Annotated in this window: 11 protein-coding genes; 4 read left to right on the top strand and 7 right to left on the bottom strand. The window is 56.2% G+C overall.

All coding sequences use genetic code 11. The annotated features are described in order from the left end of the window. Positions 1-30 precede the first annotated feature (30 nt). From EHV07_RS25060 to treY, 4 genes are all read left to right on the top strand, one after another. A complete protein-coding gene (locus tag EHV07_RS25060; RefSeq protein WP_256377168.1) occupies positions 31-156 on the top strand; it encodes a hypothetical protein in 126 nt (41 codons plus the stop codon). A 204-nt stretch (positions 157-360) separates the two neighbouring features. Then, a complete protein-coding gene (argS, locus tag EHV07_RS12935; protein WP_147198452.1) occupies positions 361-2091 on the top strand; it encodes an arginine--tRNA ligase in 1731 nt (576 codons plus the stop codon). A gap of 343 nt (positions 2092-2434) precedes the next feature. After that, positions 2435-4213, top strand: coding sequence for a malto-oligosyltrehalose trehalohydrolase (gene treZ / locus EHV07_RS12940; protein WP_147198453.1), 1779 nt, complete (start codon positions 2435-2437; stop codon positions 4211-4213). 41 nt (positions 4214-4254) lie between these two features. Then, positions 4255-6741, top strand: coding sequence for a malto-oligosyltrehalose synthase (treY, locus tag EHV07_RS12945; RefSeq protein WP_254446357.1), 2487 nt, complete (start codon positions 4255-4257; stop codon positions 6739-6741). Here treY and EHV07_RS12950 read toward each other — a convergent pair. The 7 genes from EHV07_RS12950 to cheR all read right to left on the bottom strand — a co-directional run bounded on the left by EHV07_RS12950 (position 6738) and on the right by cheR (position 13508). Beyond that, positions 6738-7127, bottom strand: a complete 390-nt coding sequence (locus EHV07_RS12950) for a flagellar protein FlhE (protein WP_147198455.1) — start codon at positions 7125-7127, stop codon at positions 6738-6740. The two genes, treY and EHV07_RS12950, sit on opposite strands and share 4 nt — an antisense overlap. Next, complete coding sequence (gene flhA, locus EHV07_RS12955; protein WP_147198456.1) at positions 7127-9208, bottom strand: flagellar biosynthesis protein FlhA; 2082 nt, start codon at positions 9206-9208, stop codon at positions 7127-7129. The genes EHV07_RS12950 and flhA overlap by 1 nt, the downstream gene beginning before the upstream one ends. Continuing rightward, entirely contained in the window at positions 9208-10353 is a 1146-nt protein-coding gene (flhB, locus tag EHV07_RS12960; RefSeq protein ID WP_147198457.1) for a flagellar biosynthesis protein FlhB, read from the bottom strand. Before flhB ends, flhA begins: the two co-directional genes overlap by 1 nt. A 148-nt stretch (positions 10354-10501) precedes the next feature. Beyond that, positions 10502-11146 (bottom strand): protein phosphatase CheZ, encoded by a 645-nt coding sequence (gene cheZ / locus EHV07_RS12965; RefSeq protein ID WP_147198458.1) that lies wholly within the window; start codon positions 11144-11146, stop codon positions 10502-10504. A 9-nt stretch (positions 11147-11155) separates the two neighbouring features. After that, entirely contained in the window at positions 11156-11545 is a 390-nt protein-coding gene (gene cheY / locus EHV07_RS12970; RefSeq protein WP_147198459.1) for a chemotaxis response regulator CheY, read from the bottom strand. Between the two features lie 41 nt (positions 11546-11586). Then, the gene (locus EHV07_RS12975; RefSeq protein WP_147198460.1) at positions 11587-12636 is read right to left on the bottom strand and encodes a chemotaxis response regulator protein-glutamate methylesterase; all 1050 of its coding nucleotides are present in this window, start codon (positions 12634-12636) and stop codon (positions 11587-11589) included. Continuing rightward, positions 12636-13508: a protein-glutamate O-methyltransferase CheR gene (cheR, locus tag EHV07_RS12980; RefSeq protein ID WP_147198461.1), complete on the bottom strand. Its 873-nt coding sequence runs from the start codon at positions 13506-13508 to the stop codon at positions 12636-12638. Before cheR ends, EHV07_RS12975 begins: the two co-directional genes overlap by 1 nt. Positions 13509-13726: the final 218 nt, after the last annotated feature.

The following is a 13726-nucleotide window of genomic DNA, read 5'->3' on the forward strand; positions in this document are numbered from 1 at the left end:
TGTCCCGCTACTTACACAAGGAATAGCAAAATGCTTATGTTGATGCTCGTCGCAGTGCTCATCGTAATGATGGGCTTTGCTCTGGTGCGCCACTGGAAGGTACGCGGTAAAACGACTATTACCAGTCCTTACCGCCCTGGTCGTCGTCGCTCCTGAATATTCGCAGGAAACGACCGTTTCCTGCGCCCCTGTGCCCTTCAGTCCATCAGGCACCTGGATAATCCACTCTGAAATGCAGTATACTTTTCCCCTTCTTTTTTGAGCAGTGCCAGTGTACAGCAGATCGCTCTGCTGGCGGGCGCTGACGGAATGACCGCCTGCGATTATCCCCGCAGGCATTTCAGCATATAAGGTAACTCGGTGAATATTCAGGCTCTTCTTTCAGATAAAGTCAGTCAGGCGATGATCGCAGCAGGGGCTCCGGCCGGTTGCGAATCGCAGGTACGGCAGTCAGCCAAAGCACAGTTTGGTGATTACCAGGCTAACGGCATCATGGCGGTAGCAAAGAAACTGGGTAAAGCCCCGCGACAACTGGCTGAAGAAGTCCTGAACCATCTCGATCTGCAAGGTATTGCCAGCAAAGTCGAAATTGCCGGCCCGGGCTTTATTAATCTGTTTCTGGATGCCAAATGGCTTTCAGCGCAGGTGGATAACGTCGTTAATGCGCCGCGCCTTGGCATTACGCCAGTAACGCCGCAAACCGTTGTGATTGATTATTCTGCGCCAAACGTCGCGAAAGAGATGCACGTAGGGCATGTGCGTTCGACCATTATTGGCGATGCTGCCGTCCGTACGCTGGAATTCCTTGGTCATAATGTCATCCGCGCTAACCACGTGGGTGACTGGGGCACGCAGTTCGGTATGCTGATTGCTTTTCTGGAAAAACAGCAGAATGAGCATCATGAAGAGATCGCGCTGGCCGACCTGGAAGTGTTCTATCGTGAAGCCAAGCGCACTTATGATGAAGATCCGGCCTTCGCTGAACGCGCGCGCGGCTACGTAGTGAAGCTTCAGGGCGGTGATGAATACTGCCGTAAGATGTGGAAAAAGCTGGTCGACATTACGATGTCGCAGAACCAGAAAATTTATGACCGCATGAACGTGACGCTGAGCCGTAAAGATGTGATGGGCGAAAGCCTGTACAACGATATGCTGCCCGGCATTGTGGCCGATCTGAAAGCGAAAGGCCTGGCGGTCGAGAGCGAAGGCGCGACCGTGGTCTTCCTGGACGAATACAAGAACAAAGACGGCGAGCCGATGGGGGTGATCATCCAGAAAAAGGATGGTGGCTATCTCTATACCACCACCGACATCGCCTGCGCCAAATATCGCTTTGAGACCCTGCATGCGGATCGCGTGCTCTATTACATCGATTCCCGCCAGCACCAGCATCTGCAACAGGCGTGGACTATCGTACGCAAAGCCGGTTACGTGCCTGAATCTGTACCGCTGGAGCATCACGCATTCGGCATGATGCTGGGCAAAGACGGCAAGCCGTTCAAAACCCGTGCGGGCGGCACGATCAAATTATCCGATCTGCTTGATGAAGCGGTCGAACGCGCCACGCGTCTGGTGAGCGAGAAAAACCCCGATATGCCTGCTGAAGAACTTAAGCAGCTGGCAAACACCGTTGGGATTGGCGCAGTGAAATACGCCGATCTCTCCAAGAGTCGCACCACGGATTACGTGTTCGACTGGGACAACATGCTGGCGTTTGAAGGTAATACCGCGCCTTATATGCAGTATGCCTACACCCGCGTGCTGTCGGTGTTCCGTAAAGCGGGTATCAACGAAGCTGAAGTTCAGGGTAAAACTGCCATTACCGAAGATCGTGAGGCAGCGCTGGCCGTACGCCTGTTGCAGTTCGAAGAGACCATCACTCAGGTTGCGCGTGACGGTACGCCGCACGTGATGTGTGCTTATTTATACGATCTGGCCGGTTTGTTCTCCGGATTCTACGAGCACTGCCCAATTCTGTCTGCGGAAGACGAAGCCACGAAGCAGAGCCGCCTGACGCTGGCGCTGCTGACGGCAAAAACGCTGAAGCAGGGTCTGGAAACGCTGGGTATCGAAACCGTAGAACGTATGTAACGCACAGCGCATTCTGTTAACGCTCAGGGGACGATTTTCGTCCCCTGAGCTTATTGACATAGTGCAGGCACGAGGAACACTGGCCTTCCACAAAGACGCAAAAAGCGGCATCCGTGCCGGCTCGGCCCGGGCCGTCCATGGCCCAGGACGCTTTGTTCCAGGCCAGTGTTCCCCGTGCTTTGAGTTTGTCAGCCGTCTGAGGGGACGATTTTCGTCCCCTTTTTGATGGGTAAATCCTTTAACTCCCCAACCACACCGCCTCCCTTCGCATCAACTTGTAAACCATAGTCTATGATTGAGTTCGTATATCGCCTGTTATTTAAACGTTTAGCGAGGCAATCGAATGGAGTCCAGAGCGTTTCTTAAAAGTTGGGGGGCCGATTATGTGGCCGCCGATACCGTTCGCTTTCGTGTCTGGGCAACCGGCCAGCAAAAAGTGACACTGCAACTTTCCGGCAAAGCGCACGAGATGCGTCGCAATGAAGAGGGCTGGTTTGAACTCGAGGTACCCGGCGTGGTCCCCGGTTCGGAATATAATTTTGTTCTTGCCGATGGCCTGGTGTTACCCGATCCGGCTTCACGGGCGCAAAAGGCCGACGTCAACGGCCCTTCTCTGGTCATCGATCCTACGGCTTATCGCTGGCAAACCAGCGCCTGGCAGGGTCGCCCCTGGGAACAAACCGTAGTCTATGAAATGCACATCGGCACTTTTACGCCAGAAGGCACTTTTCAGGCTGCCATAGAGAAGCTGCCCGCGCTGGCCGAGCTTGGCATCACGATGCTTGAGATCCTGCCGGTCTCCCAGTTCGGCGGTAATCGTGGCTGGGGTTACGATGGCGTGCTGCTTTACGCCCCGCACTCCGCCTATGGCTCGCCGGACGATTTCAAAGCTTTTGTTGATGCCGCGCATTCCCATGGCCTCTCTGTCGTGCTGGATATCGTCCTCAACCATTTTGGCCCGGAAGGCAATTATTTGCCGCGGCTGTCGCCCGATTTTTTCCACAAGGAACGGATGACGCCGTGGGGGGCGGGCATCGCTTATGATGTGGATGCCGCCCGCCGCTATATTGTCGAAGCCCCGCTCTACTGGCTAAAGGAATATCATCTTGACGGTCTGCGTTTTGATGCCATCGATCAGATCGAAGATATTTCTGATAAGCACGCGCTGATTGAGATTGCAGAACGCATTCGTGCAGAGATTACCGACCGCCCCATTCATCTGACCACCGAAGACAGCCGTAACGTTATTTTTCTGCATCCGCGCGAAGCAGACGGTGCCGTGCCGCTGTTTACCGGCGAATGGAATGACGATTTCCACAATGCCGTGCACGTCTTTGCTACCGGCGAAACCCAGGCCTATTATCGCGATTTTGCCAACGCGCCGGAAAAGCTTATCGCTCGCATTCTGACGGAAGGCTTTGCCTATCAGGGCGAGGTTTCGCCCCAGTCAGGCAAAAAACGCGGCGTAAAAAGCACCGACCAGCCGCCAGTGGCTTTTGTGGATTTCATTCAGAATCACGATCAGGTCGGCAATCGCGCGCAGGGTGAAAGGCTGATTACGCTGGCCGGTGCCGAACGCACGAAAGTTCTGCTTGCCCTGCTGCTCTGTTCACCGCATATCCCGCTGCTGTTTATGGGCGAGGAGTATGGCGAGACCCATCCTTTCCTGTTTTTCACTGATTTTCATGGCGATCTTGCCAAAGCGGTGCGTAAAGGACGGGCGGAAGAGTTTGAAGGTCATGATGGCGAAGACGTGCCCGATCCCAACGCAAAAAGTACCTTTGACGCCTCAAAACTGAACTGGCAGGCGCTGGAAACGGAGGACGGCAAAGCGTGGCTGGCCTTTACCCGTAAGCTGTTAACGCTGCGTCAGCAGCATATCGTGCCGCTGCTGGCGACCGCTGGCGGTAACTCGGGCAGCGTACTGAAAACGGCGGAAGGTTTTGTTGCCGTTAGCTGGACGTTCCCGCAGGGTACGCTGTCGCTGGCGCTGAATATTGGCGCAACGCCGCAGCCGCTGCCTGACCTGCCTGGCGAAACGATTTTTGCCTGGCCGGAAGTGGAAAACGGGCTGCCACAAAATGCCATTATTGTCCGTCTTGATGCGGGAGAGAAAAAGTGAAAGTACCAACATCGACTTACCGTATCCAGTTCCGTAACGGCATGACCTTTGATCGCGCCGTCGGCCTGATCCCTTATTTACAGCGGCTCGGCATCAGCCATTTTTACGCCTCGCCGATTTTTACCGCGTTGTCCGGCTCCACTCATGGCTATGACGTCACCGATGCTAACGAGATCGATCCGGCGATCGGTGGCCGTGAAGGATTTGATCGCCTGGCTAACGCATTGAAAGAGGCTGGCATTGGTCTGATTCTGGATATTGTGCCGAACCATATGGCCTCGTCGCTGGAAAATGCCTGGTGGTATGACGTCATCGAACACGGCGAGAAGAGCCGTTACGCACACCATTTCGACATTGACTGGTCGCGTCGTCTGACCTTGCCGTTCCTCGGCGATACCTTTGAGAAGGCGCTGGAAAATGGCGAAATCGCGATAAAACCCGATCCCAAAACCGGCAGACCGGCTTTAGCCTGTTACGACGCTTTCTATCCGCTGGCACCTGAAAGCTGGCAGGACGACCCGGACGGCGTGCTGCAAATAACGGATAAAGCGAAAATCGCTGAACTGCATGACCGTCAACCCTGGCGGCTGATGTCCTGGCGGGATGCGCCGCACGATCTCTCCTTCCGCCGATTTTTTGAAATCACCGGGCTGGTCGGCGTGCGCGTTGAAGATCCGACCGTTTTTGATGATACCCATCGCTTGATCCTTGAGCTGGTTCACGCCGGCGCGGTTAACGGTCTGCGGATCGATCATGTCGACGGCCTGGCCGATCCCAAAGCGTATCTTGAGCGGCTTCGCCAGCAGGCAGGTGAAGCCTGTTATATCACGGTGGAAAAAATCCTCGGTGAAGGCGAACAACTTCCCGCTGACTGGCCCATATCCGGTACGACCGGCTACGAGTTTATCGCCTCGCTGTCTAACGCGCTGGTTGACGGGCAACAGCTTGCCGCGCTGCGCGACGCCTACAGTGATGAGCTTGGCAAGCCGGTGAATATTTCTGCCGAACTGCGCGCGGCTAAGCTGCTGATGGTCGGCAAGAATTTTGAAGGCGAATTTACCCTCCTGCTGCGGCTGGCGGCGGCGATCGCGGAAACCGAAGGCGTGACGTTAGAAGAAGAGACGCTGGGTAAAGCCCTGCGTGAACTGCTGGTGGCCTTCCCGGTCTATCGCACTTACGGCACCGCAGCCGGTTTGCCACCCGCGGACAGTGCGCTGCTGCAAAAGATTGCTGACAAGGTCAGAGCGGGCGTAAATGCGCCTGATGCCGACGCGCTGGATTTCCTGCTGCGCCTTCTCGCCGGTGAAATTTCTGCCGCTGTTGCAGACAAGGCGACGACGTTCCGCACCAAATTCCAGCAGCTTACCGGCCCGCTGATGGCGAAATCGGTGGAGGATACGCTATTTTTCCGGCAGAACATGGCGCTGGCGCTGAACGAAGTCGGTGCCGAGCCGGTACCGCGGACCTTCTCAACCGCACTCTTCCATGCAGAAATGCAAACGCGCCTTGAACGGCAGCCGGATGCCCTCTCCGCCACCTCCACGCATGATACCAAGCGCGGCGAAGATGCCAGAGCGAGGCTTTACACGCTGACCGAAGCGCCGGATCTTTGGGCGGAGTATGTTAGCCGCTGGCGGGAGATGAACCATTCGGCGGTCAAAGCGCTTGAGGATGGTGTGGCGCCCAAACCCAGCGTGGAGTGGATGCTCTATCAGGCGCTGGCGGGCCTCTGGCCACCGCGTCTTCAGCCGCAGGATAAAGCTGCGCTGAAAGCGCTGGAAGAACGGTTTTTACCCTTTGTGGAAAAAGCGCTGCGGGAAGCCAAATCACGCACCAACTGGGGCGACAGCAACGATCCTTATGAAGAAGCGGTGCTCGGTTATGCCAGCCACCTGCTCTCGCCGGACAATCAGGCCTTTTTGCAGGATTTTCACCAGTCACTCCAGCCGTTTATCCGCGCCGGTCTTGTCAACACGCTTACCCAAACCATTGTTAAGCTGACTGCGCCGGGCATACCCGACATTTACCAGGGTAGCGAAGGATTGAATTACAGCCTGGTCGATCCGGATAACCGCCGTGAACCAAATTATTCCGCGCTTGAGCAGCAGCTTGCCGCACAGGCAAAACCTGATTTCAGTCATGAAGAAGCGTGGTTTAGCGGTCAACTGAAGCAGCAGGTTATTGCGCAGATTTTACACGCGCGTCAGCAGCAGCCCACGCTGTTTCGTCACGGCGACTATCTTCCGCTCGACGCAAGCGGTGAGCAGGCTGAACGGGTGCTGGCTTTCGCCCGCACGCTAAACGACACGGTGCTGATCGTGGTCACGCCTCGCTTAGTCTTTAGTACGGAGGAAGTGCCCCTCTCCAACCCGAAACGCTGGGCAGAGACGGCAATCGCGCTGAGTGGCGCGCTGGCTAACCGGGAGTATCGCGACCTTCTTAGCGGAGAAAGGCGGAGGGTCGGCGACACGTTAGATTTGGCTTCTGGCACGGGCCACGCACTCGTTTTGCTGAGCGAGTCGCCCTAGCGGTAATTGACCATCACTTCGTTACTTAACACACGGAGCGCCTGATTCAGGCGCCCTTTGCCCTGTATGCCGTAAATAAAATGCAGGCTCTCTCCCGCCTGGATATTAGTCAGTCCACGGGTCGAACCGCTGGCGCCTTCCAGCGGCACGCAGCGGCTTTCCGCACAGAGATACACCACCAGCCCGGACGGTGCCGGGCCGGTCAGCGCATAGCGCCAGGCGATCTCAGTCATCACGCCTTTAACCGGCTCAGGTGGGTTAAGCGCCGGAGAAAAGGCCTGCATGCCACGATTCACCAGACCCGGGCCCGTTGCCGACGCGTGCCATGCGCCGCCTGCCATGGCAAAGCCAGGCAGACAGAGCAACAGCAGCAGCATTTTTTTCATTAATGCCCACCAATGGTAGAGGTCATGCGGATCTGACGGTTATCGGTCAGCTCCAGGTTGGAAATCACCATCAGCTGCGGCAGATTGCGACGCAGGAAGCGGGCCAGCAGCGCACGCAGAGGATGGTTAACCAGCAGCACCGGTGGCGCACCCAGCGCTTCCTGCTGAGCAAGGGCATTCTGTGCCTGAGCCAGCAGACGATCGGCCAGGCCCGGCTCCAGTCCGCCACCGCCCTGTAATGCCTGAAGCAGCAGACGTTCAAGCGTGGTATCCAGCCCGATAACCTGCACTTCACCATTGCCCGGATACCATTGCTGAGTAATCGCCCGGCCCAGCGCCACACGCACAACTGACGTCAGCTCATGCGGATCGGTCTGCACGGTGGCATGTTCGGCCAGCGTTTCAATAATGGTGCGCATATCGCGGATAGAGACTTTTTCTGCCAGCAGATTTTGCAGCACTTTGTGCAGCGTAGTCAGCGTGATCACGCCCGGAATCAAGTCTTCTGTCAGCTTCGGCATCTCCTGCGTCACGCGGTCCAGCAGCTGCTGCGCTTCCTGACGGCCAAACAGCTCGCTGGCGTACTGACCAATCAGGTGATTCATATGGGTCGCCACCACGGTACTGGCTTCCACGACCGTAAAGCCCTGAATCTGCGCCTGCTCTTTCAGCGCGCTGTCAATCCAAATGGCGGACAGACCAAAGGCGGGATCCACCGTGACTTCACCCGGCAGGGTTCCTGCGGCGGTGCCTGGGTTAATCGCCATCCAGCGGCCCGGATAAGCATCACCACTGCCAATCTCCACCCCTTTCATCAGGATCCGGTAGCGCGCTGGCGGCAGATCCATATTGTCCCGGATATGCACCACCGGCGGCAGGAACCCCATCTCCTGGGCGAATTTTTTACGGATGCTGCGGATACGGCCCAGCAGTTCGCCATCCTGAGTATTATCCACCATCGGGATCAGACGGTAGCCCACTTCCATGCCCAGCGAGTCTTCCAGCTGAACGTCGGTCCAGGAAGCTTCAACGTTAGCCGGGGTTTCGGTGGGTTTAACCATGCTGCTCTGCGGCGCGGCTTTTGGCTTGCTCTCTTTACCGCGCAGATACCAGGCGAGGCCCAGCAACGCAGCGGTGAACAGCAGGAACACCAGGTTAGGCATGCCGGGAACCAGCCCCAGCAGGCCCAGAACGCCCGCACTCAGCATCATCACGCGAGGGTTTTTGAACAGCTGAGTGACCATCTGTTCGCCAACGTCCTGATCGGTGGCCACGCGGGTTACGATAACACCTGCCGCGGTCGAGATAACCAGCGCCGGGATCTGCGCAACCAGACCGTCACCGATGGTCAACAGCGTATAGGTTTCCGCCGCGTGGCCCACGTCCATTCCATGCTGCACAACACCCACCAGCAGGCCGCCAATGACGTTGATGACCATGATCATGATACCGGCGACGGCATCCCCACGAACGAACTTACTTGCACCGTCCATTGACCCGTAGAAATCCGCTTCCTGGGTCACTTCGGCACGGCGTTTCTTCGCTTCGTCCTCGCCAATCAGACCGGCGTTCAGGTCGGCGTCGATCGCCATCTGTTTGCCGGGCATGCCGTCCAGCACAAAGCGCGCGCCCACTTCAGCAATACGGCCAGCACCCTTGGTGATAACCATAAAGTTGATGATAACGAGGATGATAAACACCACGATACCGATGGCGAAGTTGCCGCCAACAAGGAAGTGGCCGAAAGCTTCAACCACCTGGCCGGCAGCGGCGGCACCCGTATGCCCTTCCATCAGGATAATACGGGTAGAGGCCACGTTCAGCGCCAGGCGCAGTAAGGTGGAGAACAGCAGAATGGTGGGGAAAGCGGCGAATTCAAGGGTTTTCTGGGTGAACATCGCCACCAGCAGCACCATGATCGACAGCGCAATATTAAAGGTGAATAACAGATCGAGGATGAAAGGCGGCAGCGGCAGCACCATCATCGACAGGATCATCAGGATCAATACCGGCCCGGCCATTACCTGCCATTGGGTATCTTTCATATTCGGTAACCGTAATAAAGCGGCCAGGTTCGCCATCAGTCTTTCTCATCAGGAACAAAGTCCAGCGCTTCCGGCACCGGTAAATTGTTTGGTTTTTTCGGAGCCAGGCCACCCTCAAGCTTCCAGCGACGGAGCTGCCAGACCCAGGCCAACACTTCTGCTACAGCCGCATATAACGTACCAGGAATATGCTGACCAATTTCACTATGTCGATAAAGCGCACGCGCCAGCGGCGGTGCTTCCAGAATCGGAACGCGGTGCTCTTTACCTAATTCACGGATACGCAGGGCCACTTCACCTGCCCCTTTCGCCACCACTTTTGGCGCGCTCATTTTGCGTTCGTCGTACTTCAGCGCCACGGAGAAGTGTGTCGGGTTAGTTACAATCACGTCAGCTTTTGGCACATCGGCCATCATGCGGCGGCGAGCGGCGGCGCGCATTTGCTGACGGATACGCCCTTTAACGTGCGGGTCGCCTTCCTGCTGTTTGTGCTCGTCACGGATATCCTGACGAGTCATGCGTAATCCTTTGAAGTAGCTGTAGAGCTGCCAGAACACGTCAAAACCCACCATCGGCGACAGGCCCAGAATCACCAGCATGCAGCACATGGCAATCATGTTCAGCGAGCTGGCCAGCGCGGTATAAGGCGATTCGCTGACTAACCGCAGCATTTCTGGCCAGTTGTGCTTGATAAAAATCCAGGTCACACAGCCAACCAGAATGGCTTTCAGGATCGATTTCACCAGCTCGGTGGCGGTCTGTGCGGAAACCAGCTTCGCCAGCCCTTTAATCGGGTTCATCTTGCCGAAATCGACCTTGATCGCTTTCCCGCTAATCAGCACGCCGCCTAACAGCATCGGGGCTGCGATAGCAACCACCACCAGCCCGGCCATAATCGGCAGTAGCGAGTAAACAGCCTGAAGAAACAATGAACTGATCAGCCGCAGCATCTGGCTGGTATCGCTGACCACTGAGTGATCGAAGTTAAGACCCTGAGCCAGCAAACGGCCGATTTTACGGGCCATTGATTCGCCACCCATCCACAAAATACCGAAGCCTGCCACCAGCATCAGCACGGATGTCAGTTCGCGCGAGCGCGGAACCTGACCTTCTTCTCGTGCTTTTTCTATTCGGTGGGCGGTTGCGGATTCGGTCTTTTCCTCTTCGCTATCTCCAGACACGGCAAACTCACCTTCAGGATGAAATTTCAGGTGTCAGAATGCCAAATTCGCGCAGGGATGAAGCCACGAGTAAACGCGTAAAAAGGGGGTTATTTGAGGGATAGTAAAAAAGGGCCGGTAAAAACCGGCCCCGGAGGGCATGTCGAACTTAAAACCCGAGGCTGTCCAGCAGGTCGTCGACCTGGTCCTGATTGGCGACCACGCCAGGCGCTTCACCATTAATCTGCGGACCGTTCTTCAGGCTGTCGGCATCTTTCTTCGGCCGTACAGGCTGTTCCGGCATGTTTTCCAGCAGCACCATCAACAGCTGACGCTCAATTTCCTGGATCACATCCATCATGCGTTTGATGACCTGACCAGTCAGATCCTGGAAGTCCTGCGCCATCATGATTTCCATCAGTTGGGCGTTGGTAAAACCCGTATGCTCAGGGACGGATTCCAGATATCCACGGGTATCCGAAACCAGTGAGCGGGCATCTGCCAGTTCGATAGGATTCTCAAACCACTCATCCCAGCGGCCTTTCAGTGCTTTAGCTCCATTCTCCATTTCGGCCTGACGTGGCTGCGCAGCTTCTACACAGTTCAGGGCGCGCTCGGCCGCCTGCGCGGTCATTTGCACAACGTAATCCAGGCGATCGCGGGCGTCGGGAATGGCTTCCGCCGCTTCAGCAATGGCCTGATCCAGTCCCAGCTCACGCAGGCTGTCGCGCAGCATCCGCGTCAGCGAACCAATTCGGGAGATTATTTCGTTTGCTGAAGCTGCATCTGTACTTGGTTTCGAAAGTTCGCTCATCTCGGCTCCTTACATACCCAGCTTTTCGAAGATCTTGCCTAATTTTTCTTCAAGGGTCGCTGCGGTAAAAGGTTTAACGACATAGCCACTGGCACCCGCCTGAGCAGCCGCAATAATGTTCTCTTTCTTCGCTTCTGCCGTCACCATCAGCACCGGGAGTTTACCCAGCGTGCTGTCGGCGCGAATAGTTTGCAGCAGTTGCAGACCGTCCATGTTCGGCATGTTCCAGTCGGAAACCACGAAGTCAAAACCACCGGTACGCAGTTTGGCCAGTGCATCAACACCGTCCTCTGCTTCTTCAACGTTATTGAAGCCGAGTTCTTTCAGCAGGTTACGGACGATACGACGCATCGTGTTGAAGTCGTCGACCACCAGAAACCGCATATTTTTATCAGCCATAAATACTCCTGTTTGTGTAGCCCCGCGGGACGGGCGCTGCGTTAGATACGTAATGCCTGTCCGGCGCTAATTTTTGCCAGCATGTGCTGGCTGATTTGGTGGAGATCCACCACCTCACTGGCTCCCCCGAGCGCAATTGCTTCACGGGGCATACCAAATACTACGCAGCTCGCTTCGTTCTGGGCGATGGTCCAGGCACCGGCTTTGTTCATTGCCAGCAAACCTGCCGCACCGTCGTTGCCCATACCGGTCAGAATGACGCCTACGGCGTTACGACCGGCATACTGCGCGACTGACTTAAAGAGCACGTCCACCGAGGGTTTATGACGATTCACCGGTGGGCCGTCGTGTAATTTCACCTGATAGTTTGCGCCGCTGCGCGTCAGCTCCATATGCATCGCCCCTGGCGCGATATAGGCATGACCCGGCAGAACACGCTCGCCATCTTCCGCTTCCTTCACCGTAATCTGACACAGCTTGTTCAGGCGCTCGGCGAAAGAGCGGGTAAAACCTGGCGGCATATGCTGCGTGATTAACAGCGCCGGACTGGTTGCCGGCAGCGGTTGCAGCACGTGCCTGATCGCTTCGGTGCCGCCGGTAGACGCACCGATGGCAATCAGCTTTTCACTACTGAGCAGCGGGCCTGCCTTAAGCATCACCGGTGAAGGCGATGGCCTGCGCGTATGCAGCTTCGCTCGTGAAGCCGCACGTACTTTGTCGCCAATCATCTGGCTGTAGGCCAGCATGCCTTCCCGGATACCCAACGACGGCTTGGTCACAAAGTCCACCGCGCCCAGCTCCAGTGCCCGAAGCGTGATCTCCGACCCTTTGCCGGTAAGTGATGACACCATCACCACCGGCATCGGACGCAGACGCATCAGTTTTTCCAGAAAATCCAGCCCGTCCATTCGCGGCATTTCGACATCCAGCGTCAGTACGTCGGGATTGAATTCTTTAATCAAATCTCTGGCGACCAGCGGATCGGGGGCCGTTGCCACCATCTCCATGTCCGAATGACTGTTAATGATTTCGGTCATCAGCTGACGCATCAGCGACGAATCATCAACACATAACACTCTGATTTTGCCCATTATCTTTCCTTAGTCAGCCCGTAGACCGTCTGGCCGCGCAGGTAAAACTCTTTACTGATCTGGCTGAAGTTCTCGGAGTGACCGGCAAACAAAATGCCGCCCGGTTTCAGCATCGGTACAAAACGCCGTAGAATTTTTTCCTGCGTTTCTTTATCAAAGTAGATCATCACGTTGCGGCAGAAGATCGCATCAAAGGGTCCCGGCAGCGCCCACTCGTTACCCAGCAGGTTCAGCTGAGCAAAGGTGATGGCATTCGCCAGTTCAGGCCTTGCCCGCACCATGCCTGAATGGGGGCCGGTGCCGCGAAAGAAGAAGCGCTGAAGCTGCTGAGACGACAGCGTGCGCAACTCTTCCTGGCGATAGACGCCCGACAACGCTTTTTCCAGCACCTGAGTGTCGATATCGGTAGCGTGGATCTGAAATTTACCCGGGCCGTTACCCAGCGTTTCTGCCAGCGTCATGGCGATTGAGTAAGGCTCCTCACCGGTAGAGGCAGCGGCGCACCAGACGTTGAAGCTGCCACCACGACGTTTGGCATGATCGGCCAGAATCGGGAAGTGGTGTCCTTCACGGAAAAACGCCGTCAGGTTAGTGGTCAGGGAGTTAATAAACGCCTGCCACTCTCCGCTATTTGCGTCCGCTTCCAGCAGCGCAAGGTAACGACCAAAGTCATCGATTCCTAATGTCCGCAGACGGCGTACCAGGCGGTTGTAAACCATTTCACGCTTGTGATCGCCGAGCACGATGCCCGCGCGCTGATAAATCAGCTGGCTGATGCGCTTAAAATGTGTGTCGGATAACGGCAGGCGCTGTACCATCTGCGACAGCATCGTGGCGTTCTCCGGCGGTGCTAACAACGTTGACTTTTTCATCCAGATCCACCCTGCAAAGTACTGATAAAGGGGTTAAAACAATATTATTTTCCCTGTGAGCCTGCGCAGTGACCTGGTCAGAGCCCCCGACACATACAGTGCTGAGGGCTTTTACTTCAGTGTGTCAGCGTCTGGGGCTGCTGCCGCTTCCTCTACCAGCGCGGCGATCTGTTAGTAAACTCTTTGCTGAGGGTTCCGGCGACTGCCTGAACTCATTC

The sequence above is a fragment of the Pantoea sp. CCBC3-3-1 genome (assembly GCF_007981265.1).
In the GTDB taxonomy this organism is placed as follows: domain Bacteria; phylum Pseudomonadota; class Gammaproteobacteria; order Enterobacterales; family Enterobacteriaceae; genus Erwinia.

Bases quoted from the DNA above. Each gene is read 5' to 3' on its own strand.
- cheY (WP_147198459.1), bottom strand. From the start codon at position 11,545: ATGGCTGATAAAAATATGCGGTTTCTGGTGGTCGACGACTTCAACACG.
- EHV07_RS12950 (WP_147198455.1), bottom strand. From the start codon at position 7,127: ATGAAAAAAATGCTGCTGCTGTTGCTCTGTCTGCCTGGCTTTGCCATG.
- cheR (WP_147198461.1), bottom strand. From the start codon at position 13,508: ATGAAAAAGTCAACGTTGTTAGCACCGCCGGAGAACGCCACGATGCTG.
- treZ (WP_147198453.1), top strand. From the start codon at position 2,435: ATGGAGTCCAGAGCGTTTCTTAAAAGTTGGGGGGCCGATTATGTGGCC.
- EHV07_RS25060 (WP_256377168.1), top strand. From the start codon at position 31: ATGCTTATGTTGATGCTCGTCGCAGTGCTCATCGTAATGATGGGCTTT.
- treY (WP_254446357.1), top strand. From the start codon at position 4,255: ATGACCTTTGATCGCGCCGTCGGCCTGATCCCTTATTTACAGCGGCTC.
- cheZ (WP_147198458.1), bottom strand. From the start codon at position 11,146: ATGAGCGAACTTTCGAAACCAAGTACAGATGCAGCTTCAGCAAACGAA.
- EHV07_RS12975 (WP_147198460.1), bottom strand. From the start codon at position 12,636: ATGGGCAAAATCAGAGTGTTATGTGTTGATGATTCGTCGCTGATGCGT.
- flhA (WP_147198456.1), bottom strand. From the start codon at position 9,208: ATGGCGAACCTGGCCGCTTTATTACGGTTACCGAATATGAAAGATACC.